The sequence below is a fragment of the Candidatus Tectomicrobia bacterium genome (assembly GCA_016192135.1).
Classification (GTDB): Bacteria; UBA8248; UBA8248; order UBA8248; family UBA8248; genus 2-12-FULL-69-37.
Map to the genome: position 1 here is coordinate 1 of JACPUR010000025.1, position 18,849 is coordinate 18,849.

Genomic DNA, 18,849 nt, shown 5'->3' on the forward strand with positions numbered 1-18,849 from the left:
GAGCCCGCTCGAGACCACGGCCGTGAGGCCGGGGCCGCCGGTGCGCTGGCCCGTCAGGCGGAAGGTGAAGTCGATGAAGAGGCTGCCCAGGCCCGTCTTCTCCAGGAAGGCGCCCATGACGACGAAGATGACGATGAAGTTCGCGAACACCTCGACGATGAGGCCGGTCAGGCCGTCCGACTCGATCAGCAGGAACTCCGCGATGCGCGCCGTGCGGAAGCCGTCGTGGTAGAGGAGGCCCGGGGAGATCTTGGCGATTGGCGCGAAGTTGTAGAGCAGGAAGGCGGAGCCGATCAGCGGGATGATGGGCCCCACGATCCGCCGCGCGATGTCGATGCTGACGCAGGTGATGAGGCCCGCCGCGATCACCAGCGGAGTGGGGACCGGTCCGCCGATCCGTGACTGGAGGGCCACGTTGTTCGACATCCACCAGAGGACGGAGCCCGTGATGGCGGCCAGGTAGATCCAGTCCGAGAGGGCGAGCCGCTCGGGGATCTCGTCCCGGTTCGCCTCCCGCCAGTAGAGGGCGGCCCCCCCCAGGAGGCCCGCGGCGAAGGCCGAGAGCGCCCCCTTGCCCGCGAACTGGTCCCACATCGGGACGGGGTCGAAAAAGAGCCAGAAACCGAGGAGGACGACCAGGCCGCAGGCCGTGGCGAGGGCGCCCAGGTGGAAGAACTCGTCCAGCCAGCTGAACCCCAGGCGGAGGGAGGTCAGCCTCCCCTTGTAGTACAGAAGGCAGAGGAGGGCGATGCCGAGGATGAAGGCGCCCTTGAAGATCTCCTCGACCGGGGGGCCGAAGAAGGATACGTGGACGAAGAAGTAGGAGAAGGCCACGGCCAGGAGCGAGGTGACGATGCGGGCCGGGCCCTCCAGCCTGCGGGGGGTGACCACGCCCTCCGCGACGAGGCCGATCTTGATGAGAATCTCCAGGAAGCGCTTGAACATGGCTCCCCAAGCTCGGGCGAGAGAGAGGCGCGCAAGCCTCGTCATGAAAGAGGGGGGCGGCGGGGCGCCGCCCCCCTCAGCAAGCGTGACGCTTGGGCCGGATGGCCTAGAAGCCCTTCACGACTTCTGCCGGCACCTTGGTTCCGCGCTCCTTCCAGTACCGGGCGGCCGCCGGGTGGACGAGTATCTTGTTGGCCTTCAGGGGATCGAAGTCCCCGCTCAGGTCCTTCCAGTAGCTAGCGGCCTTGGAGAGCTGCTTGAGGTTCGCCGGGTCGGCGACCGTCTTGAGCATGTCGTAGATGGCCTGCTCGGACATGGACTTGTGGGCGATCCACCAGACGTCGTAGGCGATGCTGCGGGCGGGCGTGGTCACCCCCTTCACCTCTTTCTGGGGCGGGATGGTGATCGGGGAGTAGAACTTGAACTTGTCCGTGATCTTATTCTGCTCCGCCTCGCTCATGCTGACGTAGCGGACGGGCTTCTGGATCGAGAGCTGGGTGAGCGCGGGGATGACGAAGGGAACCCCCGCCGAGCAGAAGACGTCGATCTGCCGGTCGCCGAGGGCCCGGGCCGACTCAGCGAAGCCGAGGTAGCGGGCGTCGATCTTGTCCATCATGCCCAGGGCTTCGAAGATATTCACGCAGTTGACGCTGCTGCCCGAGCCGCGGTTGAGGAGGCTCACCTTCTTCCCGGCCATGTCGGCGTAGGACTTGATGGGACTGTCCGCCAGGACGGCGATGATCTGGCTCTGGGCCCGCACCTTGGCGACGACCCGGAAGGTCTGCTTGGCGCCGTCCTTCTTGAAGGCGTCCGTGCCGTGCCACTGCTGGTACACCTGGACGATGTGCCCCCACGCCGTGTGGAGCTCGCCCAGGGCCACCTGGCGGACGTTGGCCACCGACCCGCCGGTGGGGGAGTTCTGGAAGTTGTACTTGCTCCCGAGCTGCTTGTTCAGGAGCTGGGTGCCGGCCCCGACGGCGGGGGCCCAGGCGCCGCCCGCGGGGCCTCCACCGAAGCGATAGCGCTCGGCGGCCGTGGCGGGCGCCGCGGCGAGGGCCGCGGCGGCGAGCGCGGCCAGTATCCAAAGGCGTGCGATTCTCATGGATAGTTCCTCCCTATCTTGCGCCTCATCCGGCGCGGTCCATCGCTCCGGCAAGGACGCCCAAAAGATGCGGAACTTGAAGGAGGGCAGGCAACGGCCGGTAACTGCCCCGCCGCTCCGAAGTGAGGTGCAGCGGCAATAAGAGCCCGCAAATCAAGACAATCCCCTATGACGATGGGCCGATTATCAGATGCGTGCATGGGGTTGTCAAGAAACCGTTTTTCGGGGGGCCATCCTGCGCGCGCCAACGGCGTCCGCAGCGTGCGCCCCGTGGGCCGTTTGTGGTAAGGGGAGAGTGCCGTTTCCGGTGCGAATGCACGGGGCGGGTGCGGGGGCGTTCCCGCATCCCCTTTTGAGCGGCTCCAGGTCCTTCAGCCACGGAGGAGCGATGAAAGCGATCCAGGTGCATCAGTTCGGCGGTCCCGAGGTCATGAAGCTCGAAGACGCCAAGGAGCCCTCGGCGGGCCCCGGGCAAGTGCTCATCCGCGTGAAGGCGGCGGGGGTGAACCCGGTGGACACCACTTTCCGCTCGGGCAACCACCCGCTCGCGAAGTCCCTCAAGCTCCCCTGGACGCCGGGCGGGGACGCGGCGGGGGAGGTGGTGGCCGCCGGCCCGGGCGTGGAGGCCTTCAAGGCGGGGGACCGCGTCTTCGGCTCGGCCGCGACCGGGAGCTACGCCGAGATGGCCCTCATGAGCCCCACCCGCACGGCCCAGCTTCCCCAGGGCATGAGCTTCGAGGAGGGGGCCTCCCTCCCCGTCGTGCTCTACACGGCCTACTACGGCCTCGTGTACAAGGCGGCCATCCGGCCCGGCGAGACCGTCCTCATCCACGCCGGGGCGGGCGGGGTGGGCAGCATGGCCATCCAGATCGCCAAGGCGAGCGGCTGCCGCGTCATCTCGACCGGGAGCTCCAAGGAGAAGCTCGACTTCTGCAAGAAGATGGGCGCCGACGTCGCGATCAACTACCGCGAGGAGAATTTCGCCGATCGCTGCCTGAAGGAGACCGGCGGCCGCGGGGTGGACGCCGTCCTCGAGATGGTGGCGAGCGAGAACTTCGACAAGGACTGCCAGGCCCTGCGCCGCTCGGGGCGGATGGTCCTCCTCGGCTCGGGCACCGGCAAGAGCCCCCAGGGGACGGTGACGTATCCCCCCTTCTACTCGAAGGACATCGACGTGCGCGGCATGAGCCTCTTCAACGCCGAGCCCGTCTTCGCGGACATGATCCGGCAAGTCGGCCTGCTGCTCCGCGAGGGCAAGGTGAAGGCCCACGTGGGCCAGACCTTCCCGCTGGCCGAGGCGGCACGGGCCCACGAGACGCTGATGACGGGCAAGGTGCTGGGGAAGATCGTCCTTAAGGTCTGACCGCGGAGGGAGCGTCTTGGGCTACGAGGATATCCCCGACGGCATCGAGGGGACTCATTCCCTCATCGTGGCGGACGAGCATGTTCCCCCCCACCTGCGGGGGACGAACGCCGAGGTGGTCTCGACCCCCAGCCTCGTGCTGTTCATGGAGATAGCGGCCTTCCGCTCCATCGAGCCTTATCTCGCGCCCGGGTTCACGAGCGTGGGGACGGTGGTGGAGCTCAAGCACCTGGCCGGGACCCCCAAGGGCATGAAGCTGGAGGTGCGGTCCCTGCTCGTCGAGCGCGATCGGCGGCGCTTCGTCTTCGTCTGCGAGATCTTCGACGAGGTGGAGAAGGTGGCCGAGGGCCGGCACGAGCGCTTCGCCGTGCCGCGCGAGCGCAAGAACGAGAAGCTGGCCGAGAAGATCGCCAAGGTGCGGGGCCGGGCCTGAGCCGGGGGGCAGGGCCGGGGCCGGAGCCCGGCCCTGTGGACGAAGGGAGCCGATGGGCGCTCTGGACGGAATCCGGGTGCTCGACCTCACCCACTACGTGGCGGGGCCCTTCTGCACCCTCCTGCTGGCGGACCAGGGGGCGGACGTCGTCAAGCTCGAGCCCCCGGCCGGGGACGCCATCCGGCGCTTCCCCTCCTCGTTCGAGGGCGAGAGCCGCCTCTTCCTCGGCCTGAACCGCGGCAAGCGCGGCATCGCCCTCGACCTCTCCCGCGAGGAGGGCAAGCGGGCCGCGCGCGCCCTGGCCGCTCGGGCGGACGTGCTGGTCGAGGGCTTCCGGCCGGGGGTCGCGGCGAAGCTGGGCCTCGGCGCGGACGAGATGCAGGCCCTCAACCCCCGCCTCGTCTACGCCTCCATCTCGGCCTACGGCCAGACGGGGCCCTTGAGCGCGCGCCGGGGCATCGACCCCATCGTCCAGACCTTCGCGGGCATTCCGGCCGAACAGGCGGGCGGAGGGCCCCCCCAGCTCGTCCAGGGCCACTTCCTCGACTACTTCACCGGCGCCCTCGCGGCGAACGCCATCGCCCTGGCCCTGCTCGAGCGGGCGAGGACGGGGAAGGGGATGCGCGTCGAGGCCTCCCTCCTCGCCTCGGCGGCGGCGCTCCAGCAGGGGCGGCTCGTGTGGGCGGCGGACCGCGAGCCGCGCGAGAGCGTGCGCGACCTCCTGGGGGACCGCCTCGCCCGCATCTACGAGACGGCGGACGGCCACATCTACGTCTACCTCGACGTGGACGGCTTCTGGGAGCGCGCCCTGGCCGTCCTGGGCCTGGAGCACCTGGGCGGGGACGCGCGCTGGCGGACCTTCCGGGGCCGCCACGCCGGGAGAGGCGAGCTCATCCCCCGCATCCAGGAGGCCCTGCGCGCGGAGAGTTCCGAGGCCTGGGTGGCGCGCTTCGAGGCGGCCGGGGTGCCCTGCGCGCGGGTGCGCTGGCCCTGGGAACTCCTGGAGGAGGAGCAGCTTCGCGGGATGGGGATGCTGAAGGAGGTGCGGCACCCGGACTACGGCGCGCTCCGCCTCATCGGGGCGGCCTTCCAGGCCGGCGGCCCGGCGGGAGGGTCGGATCTCCCGCCGCCCCGCCTGGGCGAGCACACGGAGGAGGTGCTGCGGGAGGCGGGCTTCGCGCCGGAGGAGATAGAAGCCTGGCGGATCTCGGGGGCCATCCGTTGAGGGAGGAGCGCCCTCATCCGTTGACCGCCGGGAGGCCGTGCCCGTACCATCGGGGCATCGGCGATTCGCGCCGTTTCCTGCGGGACTCCGCTATTTTTCACTTTTCCTGGAGGATGACATGATCCGCAAGCTTCGCACCCAGCGCGACAACCAGCAGTGGATGCTCGACCTGGCGCTCCACATGCGCGGGCGCGTGCAGAACTTCGAGCGCGGCGATTTCCCGGAGGTGCCCCAGGGGAAGACCGCGCACAACTACCAGATGCTCCCCAAGATGTGGCGCCAGGCGGCCGAGCACCACGAGGCGCTCGCCAAGCGGGCCCAGCGCGAGGGTTTCAAGGCCACGGCGACGGAGTACTACGATCACGCCATCGAGGCCTACCGCATGGCCCAGCACCCGATCTTCTACGACGACAACCCGGTGAAGATCTACCTCTGCAACAAGCTGGACGAGATGGTGGACCGCCGCTCCGAGACGGCCACCTACCCCATCGAGCGGGTGGAGGTGCCCTTCCTCGAGGGGAAGAGCATCTCGTGCCTCCTGCACCTCCTGCCGGACCGCCGCAAGGCCCCCTGCGTCATCTACGTGCCGGGGATGGACCAGACCAAGGAGTCCTTCCCCTTCGCGCAGCGCAACGTGGCCGGCGAGCGCGGCTTCCACCTCATCTCCATGGACGGCCCCGGGCAGGGCGCCTCGAACATCCGCAAGATCCGGGCCGTGGGGGACAACTACGAGCGGGCGGGCGCGGCGGTGATCGACTACCTGATCCGGCGCCCGGAGGTGGACGCCTCCAAGATCGGCATCTACGGCATCAGCATGGGGAGCTACTGGTCGCTCCGGCTGGCGAGCTACGACCGGCGCATGGCGGCGGTGGCGAGCGCCGTGGCCTGCTTCAACCCCAACAACACCATCTTCACCATCTCCTCCCCGCGCTTCAAGCAGATGTTCATGTACATGGCCGGCATGAGCAACGAGGAGGAGTTCGATAAGATGGCCCGCCACATGACCGTGAAGGGCTACATGGACAAGGTGCAGTGCCCGACCCTCCTGGCGACGGGAGAGTTCGACCCCTTGTGCCCCCTCGAGGACGCCATCGAGGTGTTCGAGGACCTGACCTGCCCGAAGGAAATGTGGGTGTTCGAGAACCAATTCCATCCGCTCAACCGCCTGAAGAACCTCGGGGGAGCTGACCACCACCAGCCGATCCTGGACTGGCTCCACCGCGTCCTCGTGCAGGGGAAGCCGAACAAGCGCCGCGTCGCCTACGTGCGCGAGGGCGGCGACGGCCCCTTCGGCGACTGCGAGTGGACCCCGCCCGTCCGCCCCGGCCAGCCGTATTTCTAGAACTCGTCCCCGAGGGAGGGCTGATGAATAAGCTCATCATCACCAATTGCGCGGCGGACAGCCGAAAACATTCCGGGGCGCCGAAACGGCTACAGACGCCGGACGCCGTGGCGAATGCCATCCGGGAGAGCTGGAAGGCCGGCGCCTCCATCGCCCACATCCATGGCATCCCCATGAAGCTGGAGAGCTGGGAGCCGCTGACCAAGGCGGTCCGGGAGCATTGCCCCGAGGTGTTGATCCAGTTCGGCATTGCGGCGATGGGGCTGAAGGGCCGCCAGAAGATCATCCACCTCAAGCCCGACATGGCCTCCGTCGCCCTGGGCTCTCATGATTTCGCTTTCGTCGACGGCGACCTCATCATCGAGCACACCCGCCAGGAGATCGAAGATCAGGTTCGCCTCCTCAACGACAACGGGGTGAAGCCTGAATTCGAGTGCTTCAACCTGGGGCACCTCTGGAATCTGCAATGGCTCCTGGACAAGGGGCTGGTCGCCGAGCCCATCCTCTTGACCATCTTCTTCGGCTGGCCGGGAGGCTTTTATTCCCCGCCGACGGTCAAGGAGCTGCTTCACCGGATCGAGCACCTGCCCAAGGGATGCACCTTCTCCACCAGCGTCGCGGGCCTGACGCAGACCGCCCTTGAAACCGTCGCGATCATCCAGGGAGGGCACGTCCGCGTGGGCTTCGAGGACGAACCGTACTATGCGGAAGGGGCGCTCGCCGAAAGCAATGCCCAGCTGGTCGCGCGCATCGTCCGGATCTCCCGGGAGCTCGGCCGCGAGCCCGCCACGGTCGGCGAGACGCGGCGGATGTTGGGATTGCCGTGAGGGAGCTCATCTTCCTCATCCCGGCCCTCCTTCGCTGCGGATGGAGCATTCCCGCGCCGTAGGGGCGTTCCATGGGACGCCCTACATTCGTCAGGGCGGATGATGCCTTGAGAAGCCAGGCCCGTTGGACCCGCTGATCGCCGTCACGTTCTCCGTCACCTCGGCGGTCGTCTTCGCCAGCTTCAGCGTCCTGGTCCGGAAGACCCTCTCGGTGGGCTCGGCCTACGCCGGGGCGGTCATCAGCCTGGTGGTGGGCCTGCCCATCCTGGGCGGGCTCTCGCTCCTCTTCTCCTCGTGGGAGAGGCTGACCTGGGAGGCGGCGGCCTGGTTCGCCCTGGGGGGCCTCTTCGCGCCCGGGCTGGGGCGGCTCCTCCTCTTCCAGGGCATCCGCCACATCGGGGTGGGGCGCACCATGCCCCTTGTCATGCTCACCCCCGTCTTCTCGACCGCCCTGGCCGTGGCCTGGCTCGGGGAGCGGCCCGGCCCGGCCGCGTGGCTGGCCACGGCGAGCGTGGCCGCGGGATGCGTCCTCCTCTCCCTCAAGCCCGTGGGGGACGCGGACTGGCGGCGGGTCCACCTGCTCCTCCCCCTGGGGCACGCCGCGGTGCTGGCGCTCGCCTCCATCACCCGACGCCACGCCCTCCTCATCGCCCCCGACCCGATCATCGGGTCCTTCCTCGCCAACCTCGTCTCCCTGCCCTGCGTGCTGGCCTGCGCCCCGCTCTTCCCGCCGGAGGAGCGCTTCCGGGTGAACCGGACCGGGCTCCTCCGCTTCGGCCTGATCAGCGTGCTCAACACCTTCGCCTTCCTGCTCTTCTTCTCCTCCTTCCGCTTCGGGGAGGTCTGGCTCGTGGTCCCGCTCGGCTACTCGGCCCCCCTCTTCTCGCTCCTCTTCGCCCGCTTCTTCCTGCGCGAGGAGGAGAGGGTCACTTGGCAGAAGGGGTGGGGGGCCCTTCTCCTCTTCCTGGGGATGGCCATCATCGTCTGGCAGGCGGCGTGAGATGCCGGGGGCGCCATCGGTAGGGGCGGGGTTTCAAACCCGCCTCTGCGGAGGAGCCGGAGGACCCATGATTCACAGGAACATCACCGGCGGGATGGCGGTTGGTTTGCCCCCTCCCGCCGGGAGGTCGGGCCCGCATGGGCCCGAGGGGGGAGGGAGGGCCGCTCGTGGCATTTCCCCCGCCCCTTCCCCTCCCCCGGAGGGGGAGGGGGTCTGCGGTGCCTGGGCCGCCGCATGGGCCGATGCGGATTTCAAATCCATCCTGCGGACCAACCGGCAGGCCGGTGATTCGCAGGAACCTCACCGGCGCGATGCGTCCGTAGGGGCGCACGGCCGTGCGCCCCTACGGCAACCGGCCCGGTGATCCACAGGGCGTGGCATTTTCGGGTGATGCGCCCCCCTTCCCCCCGCGGCACATTTTCTGCACTATCTCCCTGATCGGCGGGGGGTTTTTTGGGGATCCCGGCGGGGAGGGAGGGAGAATCTTGCCCGTTTCGCCCGGCGGAGGCGGCTCGGACCGGCAAAAAGCGCTCGCCCTCCTGGGCCTCGCCCCGGGGGCGGAGAGGGCCGAGGTGCGCCGCGCCTACCGCCAGCTCGCCTTCCTCTGCCACCCCGACCGCCACCCGGGCCGGCCCGAGATGGCGCGGCGCTTCCAGGCGCTGAGCGAGGCCTACTGCCTCCTCCTGACGCTGGGGACGGGCCAGCCCGCCCCCCACCCGGCCTTCCCTCCCATGCCCCGGCGCGGGCGCGACCTCGAGTGCCGCCTGCGCCTCGACTTCCTCGAGGCGGCGCGGGGCGGGGAGTTCCCGGTGAGTTTCACCCGAGTGCGCCCCTGCCCGGCCTGCGAGGGAACGGCGGGCATGAAAGAAGGCTGCGCGGCCTGCGGCGGGAAGGGGGAGATCGCCGGGCGGGCGGCGGTGCGGGTCCGGGTGCCGCCCGGCATGGCGGACGGCGAGAGCCTCTGCCTCGAGGGCGAGGGCGACGCCGGGCGGGACGGGGGCCCGGCCGGGGACCTCCGCATCCTCCTCTCCTGCGGGGGCCATCCCGCCCTCCGGCGCCAGGGGCTGGACGTCTACGGCGAGGTGAGCGTGCCGCGCTTTAGGCTCGATGAGGGGGGCCCGGTGCGCGTCCCCACCGTGAAGGGGCCCGCGCGCGTCGAGATCCCCCCCCATACCCGGCCCGGGCGCGTCTTCCGGCTGCGCGGCATGGGCATCGACCGCTTCGAGGGGGGCGCGGGAGGCCGGGGGGATCACATCGTCCGCATCGCCGAGATGCCCGCCGAGCCCCTCGACTACGCCGAGAAGACGAGCCCCCGCTATCCCTGGAAGGCGAGGAAGGGGAAGGGGTAGGGGAAGGAAAGGGCGCCTATTGTCCTGTAGGGGCGTATTGCAATACGCCCCTGCACAGATATCGGACGGATTGGCAGGATGTCCTCTGTAGGGGCAGTTCGCGAACCGCCCCTACGAACGGAAGGCCAACCGGAAAACCGGGCGACGCTGGTTCGATGTCATTCCGAGCACAGCGAGGAATCTGCGCTCCCTGCCGCTTACGAAGATTCCTCGCGCCTCCGGCGCTCGGAATGACATACGGGTGCCCTTGATTCCTCTTTTTCTCCCGCAAGGGTCGAGATGCTTCCGCTCTGGGACGACGTAACGAAGGACTGGCGCGCGCCCCTCACCTGGCTCCTCATCCTGGCCAATACGGCCATCAGCCTCTACGTTTTCAACCTTCCACCGGACGGGCAGGCCGGGATCGTCGAGCGCTATGCCTTCCTGCCCAATCTCCACGAATCCCTCTCGCCCCGGCTCCTCACCTCGGCCTACCTGCACGGCGACTACCTCCACCTCATCTCCAACATGGTCTTCCTCTTCGCCTTCGGGCCCTCCCTGGAGCGCCGCCTGGGCCGCATCTCGTTCCTCGCCCTCTACCACCTGGCCGCCCTGGCCGGCTGGCTCCTCTACGCCGCCCTGGCCCGCGAGGTCGCCCCCGCCATCGGCGCCTCGGGCGCCGTCTCGGGCCTCGTGGCGGCCTACATCCTCCTCTTCCCGCGCGCCCGGATCTTCACCGCGGTCTGGCTCGTGTGGTTCTGGCGGGCTTTCTACATTCCCGCCTGGGTCTACATCCCGGTCTGGATCGCCATCCAGCTCGCGGGCGCCCTGAACCCCGAGGAGACCGAGATCGCCTACCTCGCGCACATCGGGGGAATCCTGCTGGGGCTGGGGTGGGGAGGGGTGGCGAGGATGAGGAGGAGATAAGGGGAAGGACAATGCGATTTCAGGTCAGTGCCAAGACATAGTAGCCTAAGCGATATTAATTTGGTAAAGTTTTAAGTTGTGCAAAACTGTATATAAATCAGAGAAGAGAGGCAATGGTAATTGTGGGAATAGTTTCGGGATTTGCACGGGCTTTCATTGGGGGTGTTTTTCTTCTGGCAGTTTTTATTGGATTACTTGAATTTGTTCTTGGAATCAAAATGGATTTGAGCCAGGGTAGTTATTTGGTCTTGCTCTTCTTGGCGTCAGCATTAGTCTACTTTTATTTGGCAGATCGCGATAGTCATGCTCTGCCAAAGTTAAACGAGGCGTTGAAATCCATCTTCAAATCGGCAGACATATCAATAAGAATGTGGGAAGAAAATGAATCTATTTTTTCTATTTTGAAGCCATCGGTTGATGTCTTGAATGAACGTTCGGAAATTAAGGCTGCACTTGCCCTTCTACGACAGAATAGTGAATCCATGCATTTGCATTTGATTGAGCTAAAGAAAGTTCTTGATTATGTGGAGAAGGATATCATTCGATCGGAAAAGGCCGAAGCAAATTTGACAGCATATGGTGTTAACGTTAATTCATTTGATACGCTATCTGACATCGGGGCGAGGCGGCAACATATAGATGAAATGAAGATGATAATACTTGCGTTGCGAAAAGCGTATGGCATCTCATAGTGGCAGATTATCTCCTTCTGTGACCCTGATAGATTTGAGGATAGCTCATGGAAAGGGATTTTCAAGAGTTTATGCATATATTCCTCGCCGCGACGCAAAAAATTGAGAATCATTATTTCCAATTGCCTGTGGCGGGGCGTGAGGCGGTCTATCGAGAAAGGGTTTATTGTTATGAGCTCTACCATTGTCTTAGAGAATGTTCTCCGTCTGATTGGCCATATGTGCTTTGTGGTGAGATTGACAAAAGTGGGCATCCTATCTTTAGGACGAAACGAAAGCCTGATTTTTTGGTCCATCTTCCCGGAAAACTGGAAAAGAATCTCGTTATTGTCGAGGTAAAACCCGTCAATGCAAAAGAAGAGTCCATTCAGAAAGATAATGAGACGTTGAGATATTTTCTTGATTCGGCTGGATATTCTCAGGCGGTGTATCTAATTTACGGCAATATGAGTGAAGGAAAGTTAAATAAATTCAAGGAAATTATGCGGAGTATATTTCTATCTTATCACGCAGAAAAGGTGCACTTGCTTTGGCATTCGAAGGCAGGTTCATCAGCTGAAATAATTGAATGGAAGTAACCTCAATAATTTATTCTCCCTCACGTCGCCGCGACGACCTTCATCCGCCCCCGCCGCCCCCGCGCGGACACGCGCTCCCGGACGACGATCTCCACGTCCTTGCCCAGGAGGGTGAGGAAGTTCATCAGCCGCTTGGTCGAGAACTTGGAGAGCTTGCCCCGCAGGAGGTTCGAGACGTCGGGCTGCTTGAGGCCGAGGATTTTGGCGGCGGCGGCCTGGGTGAGCTTCCGGTCCTCGATGATCCCGGCAATCTGGCTCGTGAGCCCGGCCTTGACGAGCAACTCGTCCGCGTCCTTGAGGCCGAGGTCCTTGAAGACGTTCCTGCTGCCTTCGACGATCTTGGGCTTCACCGGGGCCTCCCCGCGCCGACGCACCTTCGCGGGAGTATAGCCGTAGTTCTATATTTAAGACAACATGAATGCGGGGAGCAGGGACAGGCGCGAAAGAGGCGGAAGCGGGCGTTCTGCGGAGGCGGAGCCCTACAGCGGGCCCGCCCGATCGAGGACGGCGGGTTCCGCGAACGTTGGCTTGGCCGCCGGGATCCCCGCGGCCGCCGGGGCTTCGGCGACGGCCGCGGCCTGGGCGAGCCGCTCCTCGAGGCGCTCCTCGAGGTAGCGCTCCAGGATGGGCACGGCGGACTTATAGAGGCGGTGGCCCGCCCGCCAGAGGAGCCCGCCGAAGGCCGCGCCCGCCGCGAAGAGGATGGCCAGCGCCATGAACAGCGCGGCGTCCTGCCCGAGGATGTCGGCCGGGAAGCCGATGAGGGAGACGAGGAAGCCGGCGGCGTCCTTCAGGAAGGCCGACAGCTCGCGCAGGAAGAAGTCGATGCTTCGGGCGATCGCGCCCAGGAGGCTGTTCGGTTCCATGGGGATGCCCGGACGGCGGACGGGCCGAAAGCATGAGATGCCGGGAGAATGATATCACGCCGGGGGCGGAGCGGGCCTGTGGTTTTTCCCCGAAACCGGCGGGGGACGGTCCTTCAAGCCGGCCTCGGGTGAAGACCCGGGAGGCCCGCCGGCGCGGGGCGCCTTTACCTCCCCGCCTCGGGCCGCTCGAGCCAGACGCCCTCCTCGCCGTCCGTCTCCTTGAGGCGGACGTTCACGCGCTCGGCCCGCGCCGTGGGGACGTGCTTCCCCACGAAGTCGGGGCGGAAGGGCAGCTCCCGGTGGCCCCGGTCGATGAGGGCGGCGAACCAGATGCGGCGGGGCCGGCCGAGCTCCATCAGGGCGTCGAGGGCGGCGCGCACGGTGCGGCCGGTGAAGAAGACGTCGTCCACGAGCACCACGTGGCGGTCGGTGATGTCGGAGTCGAAGCGGGTGGGGCCCGAGCGCATCCCGCTGTAGGGGTGGGAATCGAGGTCGTCGCGGTGGATGCCGATGTCGAGGACGCCCACGGGCGGGCGCACCCCCTCCATCTCCTCGATGAGGGCCGCGAGGCGGCGCGCCAGGGGCTCCCCGCGCGTGCGGACCCCGGCCAGCACCATGTCCCGCCCCGGGCCGCTGCGCTCCGCGATCTCGGAGGCCATGCGGCGCAGGGCGAGCTCCACCTCGCGCTCGTTCAGGATGGTGGTCTTCGCCGCGGCGCTCACGGGGCAGGCTCTCCCAAGGTCACGGGAGGATGGTAGGGAGGCGCCCCCCGCCCGTCAACGGCGCGCGGCGGGTCTGTGAGGGAAGGCGGCGGCGTGTAGGGGCGGTTCGCGAACCGCCCCTACGTAAAGATAGGCCCCAGGTGATGGAATGGGCGCCTTTCGTCCGGCGAAGGCCGGCGGTCGCCCCTGCGGACGGGAAAGGCACCGGCGGCGTGTAGGTGCGGTTCGCGAACCGCACCTACGCAAGGAACAGGCCTCCGCCCAACGATGAAAACGCGCGGATCACCCCGCCCGGTGGCGGCCGAAGCGGCTTTCCGCGAAGGAGCGGGCCTCCTCCTCCGTGCGGACCCGGCCCTCGAGCTGCTCGTCCTCGAGGGCGGAGAGGACCTCGCCCAGGATGGGCCCTTTGGGAAAGCCCATCTCCATCAGCGCGTGCCCATCCAGCAGGCGCGGCGGCCGAAGCGCCTCCTCCGGGACCTCGGCCAGCATCTCCCGGCAGAAGTGGTGCGCCGTCAGGTCGCCGTGGCTGGCCAGGCAGTCCAGCCGGTGGAGCTCCAGCAGCTCCCCGAAGAAGGGCTCGCGCAGGAAGCGCTTGAGGCGGCTGGGGCGCATCTGCATGGCGTTCATGAAGCGCATGTGGTGGGCCACGAGGTCGCGGACGCGCGCGGCCTCCTCGCCCGGCATGCGGAGGCGGCGCGCGATCTCCTCCGCCATGCGGGCCCCCGCCGCGGCGTGGCCGTTGAAGCGGATGCGGTCCGTCACGGTCATGGTGACCGGCTTGCCGATGTCGTGGAGGAGGATGCCCCACGCCAGCGCGGGGGAGGGCGCCGCGGCCAGGCGGAACATGAGCCTCACGTGGGTCCACACGTCGCCCTCCGGGTGGAACTCCGGGGGCTGGGGGACGCCCTCCATCGCGGCGGCCTCGGGCAGCACCTCGCGGAGGAGGCCCGAGCCTATGAGGAGATCGAGGGCGCGCTCGGGACCCCTTCCGGCGAGCATGAAGGTCAGCTCGTCGCGCACGCGCTCGGCGCTCGTGCGCTGGATGCGCGGGGCGAGCGCCCGCGCGGCCTCGAACGTCGCCGCCTCGATCTCGAAGCCGAAGCGGGCCGCGAAGCGGACGGCGCGGAGCATCCGCAGGTGGTCCTCCTCGAAGCGCTCGCGCGGCTCGCCGATGGCGCGGACGAGGCGGCCCTCGATGTCGCGGCGGCCCCCCACGAAGTCGAGGACGCGGTCCTCCCCCGGATCGTAGAACATCCCGTTGATGGTGAAGTCGCGCCGCCGGGCGTCCTCCTCGGGCCCCGCGGGGTGGACGGCCACGGGCCGGCGCCCGTCGGCGTAGGCGTCGTCCCGGCGGAAGCGGGCCACCTCGTACTCCCCGTCCGCCATGAGGACGCGGACCACCCCGAACTGAGCGCCGACGGGGACGGTGCGCCGGAAGAGCCGCATCACCTCCTCGGGCCCAGCGTCGGTGACGATGTCCCAGTCCGCCGAGGGGAGGCCCATCAGCGCGTCGCGGACGCACCCCCCCGCCAGCAGGGCCTGGCGGCCCGCCTCGCGCAGCCTTCCGATGATGCGCAGCGCGCCCTCCGGGGCGGTGATGCGGGGCATGGCGTTCTCCCGTCTCAGGATGATACCTGATGCCAATCCAAACGATATCCCAGGGGCTTTCCTAGGGAAAATCTCCCTTGCCGGGGCTTCGCCTCCTCTGGTAGCGTCCCCTGCTAGCCGCGATTTCCCGCAGAGGGGCGTCCGATGGTTCGATTCCTGGCGTCCCTGGTCCTCGCGGGGCTGATCCTCCTTCCGGCGGCTTCCCGGGCGATGAACGAAGAGGCTCTCCTCCGCGGCGCCGAGGCCGCGGCGGCGGGCCGCTTCGAGGACGCTCTCCTCGTCTTCGATCGCCTCGCCAGGGAATACCCCGACCGGCCCGAGGGCCCGTTCTTCCGCGCGGCCGTCTACCAGTTCCTCAAGGGGCACTTCGAGCTGCCCGACTACAAGAAGGGCATGGAGGAGAGCCTCGCCCTCGCCATCTCGCTGGCGGAGGAGCGCATGCGCCGCGACCCGGCGGACGCCCGCGCGCACTTCTTCGCCGGCCTGGCCCATGGCATCCGGGCGGTCGAGGCGGTGAGCGACTGGAACTACCTGAGCGCCATCGCCGAGGGGCAGCGGATGGTCCATCTCCTCGAGCGGGCCCTGGCCCTCGACCCGGGGCTGGTGGACGCCTATTACGGGCTGGGAGTGTACCGCGTCCGGATGGCGCAGGTCCCCGTGATGCGCCCCTTGATGGGCGCCTCGCTCGACGAGGGGCTCGGCATGCTCCGCCGGGCCGCCGCCGGGGGCCGCTGGATGGCGGCGCTGGCCCGGGTGGACCTCGCCTGGGCCCTCTACCGGGAGGAGCGCTACGACGAGGCGCGGCGCGAGCTCGCCCCCCTGCTTGACCGGTATCCCCGCCACCCCCTCTACCAGCTCGCCTGGGCGGAGGGCTATTTCCTCGCCCGCGACTATCCCAAGGCGCGCGAGCAATTCTCCTCGCTTCAGGGCAACCTGTCCGGGAAGCCGGACCGCTTCTCCCACTTCTACGGGCGCTTCGCCCAATGGCGGGTCGCCCGCTGCGACTACGCCATGGGGCGCTACGCGGAGGCGGGCGTCGCCGCTCGCGAGGTGATGGACGCCCCGGACATGAACTCCTCGCTCCTGCGGCAGGTCCGCAAGGGAGCGGCGGCCATGCTGGACCGGATCGAGAAGAAGAACGCCCAGCTCCGCGGCGGGAGCTAAACCGCCCCGGCGCCCCGCCCTGCCGTTCCGGGGGAAAGGGGTCGCCCTGAACCCGCTGGATACGGCTTACGGCGGTGGGTCAGTTCGATGTTTTTGCTGTCGTTCCGAGCGCCGCAGGCGCGAGGAATCTGCTTCTAAACGGCAGATTCCTCGGTCGCCTTTTTTTAGGTCCTCCAGGCGGCGAGCCGCCTGGGCGGGCTTCCTCGGAATGACATCTCTGCGTGCTGCTCAAGTTGACCTGCCACCCGGCTTGCCCGCGGCGCCCGGAACAATCAGAATAAAGCCCAACTAGGAAATCTTTCCTTTTCCCGTCCTCTTGACGTGAAGGAGATGTGAATTCCATGCGAGCCGTCCGCGTGCACCAGTTCAACCTCGACGTTCCGATGCGCCTCGAGGAGGTCCCCGATCCCCAGCCGGCCGCCGGGCAGGTGCTGATCCGGACCGGCGCCGCCGCCATCAACCCCGTGGACGTGGCCATCCGCCAGGGCGTCCACCCCTACGCCAAGCTGGTGAAGCCCCCCTACGTCCCGGGGGCCGAGGCGGCGGGCGACATCGTCGCCCTGGGGCCGGGCGTGCAGGGCTTGAAGGTGGGCCAGCGGGTCTTCGGGCGCGCGGTGGGCGGGGGCTACGCCGAGCGCGTGCTGCTCGACGCGCGGGGCACGGCCGAGCTCCCCGAGCGCTACAGCTACGCCGAGGGCGCGTCGATCACCGTGGCCTACGGCACCGCCTGGAACGCCCTGGTGATCAAGGCCGAGGCGGGGCCGGGCGAGACGGTGCTCATCCAGGGCGGGGCCGGGGGCGTCGGCATGGCCGCCGTCCAGCTCGCCAAGCGCCTGGGCTGCCGGGTGCTGGCGACCGTCAGCTCCAAGGAGAAGGCGGACTTCTGCCGCCTCATGGGCGCCGACGAGACCATCAACTACAAGACCGAGGACTTCGCCGCCCGCTGCCAGGAGCTGACCGGGGGCCGCGGCGTGGACGTCATCGTCGAGCTGGCCGCCTGCGACAACTTCGACAAGGACCTCGACGCCATCCGGGTGGAGGGGCGCATCGTCGTCGTGGGCACCGGCACGGGCAAGGGCCCCAAGGCGGAGTTCCGGGTGCCGGCCGCGATGACGAGGGACGCGCGCGTCATCGGCATGGCCGCCATCAACCTGGCGCCCAAGCTGCCGGAGGTGTTCCGCCGCTTCGGCGCCCTCCTCAAGGAGGGCCTCAAGGTCCACGTGGACCGGCAGGTGCGCCTGGACGAGGCCAACGAGGCCCACGACCTCGTGCTGAGCGGCAAGTTCCTGGGCAAGGTGGTCATCACCGCCTGAGGGGAGGCAGGGAAAACCGCAGACAGGAGGAACAGATGAAAGCCGTGCTGGTCAAGAAGTTCGGCCTCGACACGCCCCTGGCGGTCGAGGAGGTGCCCGAGCCCCGGGCGGGCGCGGGCGAGGTGCTCGTCCGGGTGCGGGCGGCGGGGGTGAACCCCCTGGAGATATCGGTCCGCAACGCCGCCCATCCCAGCGCCAAGCTCCTGAAGCTCCCCTACATCTGCGGCACCGACATCGCGGGCGAGGTGGAGGCCGTGGGCGAGGGCGTCAAGACCTTCGCCAAGGGCGACCGCGTCTGGGGCCGCGCGGCGGGCGGGGCCTACGCCGAGAAGGCGGTGCTCGCCGCGGCGGAGACCGGAAGGCTCCCCAAGGCCATGTCCTTCGCCGAGGGGGCCTCGCTGGCCATCCCGCTCCTCACGGCCTGGAACGCCCTCGTCGTCAAGGGGGAGGCCCAGGCGGGGGACGCCGTCCTCGTGCAGGGGGGCGCGGGGGGCGTGGGCCAGATGGCCATCCAGCTCGCCCGCCGGATGGGCTGCCGCGTGTTCGCCACCGTGAGCACGGACGAGAAGGCCGACCTCTGCCGCCAGCTCGGGGCCGAGGCGGTGATCTTCTACAAGAAAGAGGACGTGGCCGCGCGCGTGATGGAGCTGACGGGAGGCCGGGGGGTGGACATCGTGGTCGAGACGGTGGCCGCCGAGAACCTGCCCGTCTCCGCCGGCATCACCTGCGTGGACGGCAAGGTCATCATCGTGGGCAACGGCACCGGCAAGGGGGGGCAGGGCACCTTCCAGCTCCGGGACGCCATGGGCCGGGACGCGCGCATCATCACCCTCGCCTCGGGCTACCTCAAGCCGCGCCTGCCCGAGATCCTCCGGCGACTCGACCCCCTGCTCGAGGCGGGCGCCCTCCGGCCCCACATCGGCAAGGAGATGCCCCTCGGCCAGGCCGAGGAGGCCCAGAAGCTCCTCCTGAGCGGAAAGTTCCTGGGGAAGATCGTGCTCAAGCCGTAGGGCGAAGAATCCAACGCCGGATGCGAGGTTCGTCTGTAGGGGCGCACGGCCGTGCGCCCCTACGTCTTTTGGGCACCACCCAGGACGCCACGCAAGACGTCATCCTGAGCGAAGCGAAGGATATCGGTGTGGATTTTGGTCTGTATTCAAGGACACACCGATATCCTTCGGTCGCCCTTTGTGGTTTCCCCGCCGGTTTTGCCGCCTGGGCGGGCTCCCTCAGGATGACCTCGCTCTTCCCCCCGAAAAATGTTCTTCGGAGCACGAACCAGCGCGAAAATGGCGGAAATTGCTGTAACCGGCTTTCCCGCCGGAGGGCGTATGTTGCCCCCCGGGGCGGGCGGCCGCCCGGGGGGAGGCGGTATTTCGTCCGTAGGGGCGGGTCTCAGACCCGCCCCTACGGA

19 protein-coding genes are annotated in these 18,849 nt (G+C 67.8%); 13 read left to right on the forward strand and 6 right to left on the reverse strand.

Annotated features, from left to right (window positions below; genetic code table 11):
• Both HYZ11_11475 and HYZ11_11480 read right to left on the reverse strand, forming a co-directional pair.
• Positions 1–945, reverse strand: a 945-nt coding sequence (locus HYZ11_11475; protein ID MBI3128216.1) for a TRAP transporter large permease subunit, incomplete at its 3' end; no start/stop codon positions are given.
• A 106-nt stretch (positions 946–1,051) separates the two neighbouring features.
• Positions 1,052–2,047, reverse strand: a complete 996-nt coding sequence (locus HYZ11_11480) for a TAXI family TRAP transporter solute-binding subunit (protein ID MBI3128217.1) — start codon at positions 2,045–2,047, stop codon at positions 1,052–1,054.
• Positions 2,048–2,435: 388 nt separating this feature from the next.
• Between HYZ11_11480 and HYZ11_11485 the strand changes: the two genes are divergently transcribed.
• From HYZ11_11485 to HYZ11_11530, 10 genes are all read left to right on the forward strand, one after another.
• Positions 2,436–3,410 (forward strand): NADPH:quinone reductase, encoded by a 975-nt coding sequence (locus tag HYZ11_11485; protein ID MBI3128218.1) that lies wholly within the window; start codon positions 2,436–2,438, stop codon positions 3,408–3,410.
• Positions 3,411–3,426: 16 nt separating this feature from the next.
• Positions 3,427–3,843, forward strand: a complete 417-nt coding sequence (locus tag HYZ11_11490) for a thioesterase family protein (GenBank protein ID MBI3128219.1) — start codon at positions 3,427–3,429, stop codon at positions 3,841–3,843.
• A 52-nt stretch (positions 3,844–3,895) separates the two neighbouring features.
• Entirely contained in the window at positions 3,896–5,068 is a 1,173-nt protein-coding gene (locus tag HYZ11_11495) for a CoA transferase (GenBank protein MBI3128220.1), read from the forward strand.
• Positions 5,069–5,186: 118 nt separating this feature from the next.
• Positions 5,187–6,410 carry an alpha/beta hydrolase gene (locus HYZ11_11500; GenBank protein MBI3128221.1) on the forward strand — a complete coding sequence of 408 codons (1,224 nt, stop codon included), beginning with the start codon at positions 5,187–5,189 and terminating at the stop codon, positions 6,408–6,410.
• A 23-nt stretch (positions 6,411–6,433) separates the two neighbouring features.
• Entirely contained in the window at positions 6,434–7,237 is an 804-nt protein-coding gene (locus tag HYZ11_11505) for a 3-keto-5-aminohexanoate cleavage protein (GenBank protein MBI3128222.1), read from the forward strand.
• 124 nt (positions 7,238–7,361) lie between these two features.
• Complete coding sequence (locus tag HYZ11_11510) at positions 7,362–8,237, forward strand: DMT family transporter (protein MBI3128223.1); 876 nt, start codon at positions 7,362–7,364, stop codon at positions 8,235–8,237.
• 485 nt (positions 8,238–8,722) lie between these two features.
• Positions 8,723–9,586 (forward strand): J domain-containing protein, encoded by an 864-nt coding sequence (locus HYZ11_11515; protein ID MBI3128224.1) that lies wholly within the window; start codon positions 8,723–8,725, stop codon positions 9,584–9,586.
• A 279-nt stretch (positions 9,587–9,865) separates the two neighbouring features.
• On the forward strand, positions 9,866–10,492 hold the full coding sequence (locus HYZ11_11520) for a rhomboid family intramembrane serine protease (protein MBI3128225.1): 627 nt from the start codon (positions 9,866–9,868) through the stop codon (positions 10,490–10,492).
• A 113-nt stretch (positions 10,493–10,605) separates the two neighbouring features.
• Positions 10,606–11,184, forward strand: coding sequence for a hypothetical protein (locus HYZ11_11525; GenBank protein ID MBI3128226.1), 579 nt, complete (start codon positions 10,606–10,608; stop codon positions 11,182–11,184).
• A 47-nt stretch (positions 11,185–11,231) separates the two neighbouring features.
• The gene (locus tag HYZ11_11530; protein ID MBI3128227.1) at positions 11,232–11,762 is read left to right on the forward strand and encodes a hypothetical protein; all 531 of its coding nucleotides are present in this window, start codon (positions 11,232–11,234) and stop codon (positions 11,760–11,762) included.
• A 20-nt stretch (positions 11,763–11,782) separates the two neighbouring features.
• Here HYZ11_11530 and HYZ11_11535 read toward each other — a convergent pair whose 3' ends face one another.
• The 4 genes from HYZ11_11535 to HYZ11_11550 form a co-directional block, all read right to left on the reverse strand.
• The gene (locus tag HYZ11_11535; protein ID MBI3128228.1) at positions 11,783–12,136 is read right to left on the reverse strand and encodes an XRE family transcriptional regulator; all 354 of its coding nucleotides are present in this window, start codon (positions 12,134–12,136) and stop codon (positions 11,783–11,785) included.
• A 105-nt stretch (positions 12,137–12,241) separates the two neighbouring features.
• Entirely contained in the window at positions 12,242–12,628 is a 387-nt protein-coding gene (locus HYZ11_11540) for a hypothetical protein (protein ID MBI3128229.1), read from the reverse strand.
• Between the two features lie 164 nt (positions 12,629–12,792).
• Positions 12,793–13,326: a bifunctional pyr operon transcriptional regulator/uracil phosphoribosyltransferase PyrR gene (pyrR, locus tag HYZ11_11545; protein MBI3128230.1), complete on the reverse strand. Its 534-nt coding sequence runs from the start codon at positions 13,324–13,326 to the stop codon at positions 12,793–12,795.
• Between the two features lie 306 nt (positions 13,327–13,632).
• Positions 13,633–14,958 carry a CCA tRNA nucleotidyltransferase gene (locus HYZ11_11550; GenBank protein ID MBI3128231.1) on the reverse strand — a complete coding sequence of 442 codons (1,326 nt, stop codon included), beginning with the start codon at positions 14,956–14,958 and terminating at the stop codon, positions 13,633–13,635.
• Between the two features lie 144 nt (positions 14,959–15,102).
• Between HYZ11_11550 and HYZ11_11555 the strand changes: the two genes are divergently transcribed.
• The 3 genes from HYZ11_11555 (at position 15,103) to HYZ11_11565 (ending at position 18,445) form a co-directional block, all read left to right on the forward strand.
• Positions 15,103–16,122, forward strand: coding sequence for a tetratricopeptide repeat protein (locus HYZ11_11555; protein MBI3128232.1), 1,020 nt, complete (start codon positions 15,103–15,105; stop codon positions 16,120–16,122).
• Positions 16,123–16,463: 341 nt separating this feature from the next.
• Positions 16,464–17,435, forward strand: a complete 972-nt coding sequence (locus HYZ11_11560; protein MBI3128233.1) for an NADPH:quinone reductase — start codon at positions 16,464–16,466, stop codon at positions 17,433–17,435.
• A gap of 35 nt (positions 17,436–17,470) precedes the next feature.
• Positions 17,471–18,445, forward strand: a complete 975-nt coding sequence (locus HYZ11_11565; protein ID MBI3128234.1) for an NADPH:quinone reductase — start codon at positions 17,471–17,473, stop codon at positions 18,443–18,445.
• The last annotated feature ends 404 nt before the right edge of the window (positions 18,446–18,849 follow it).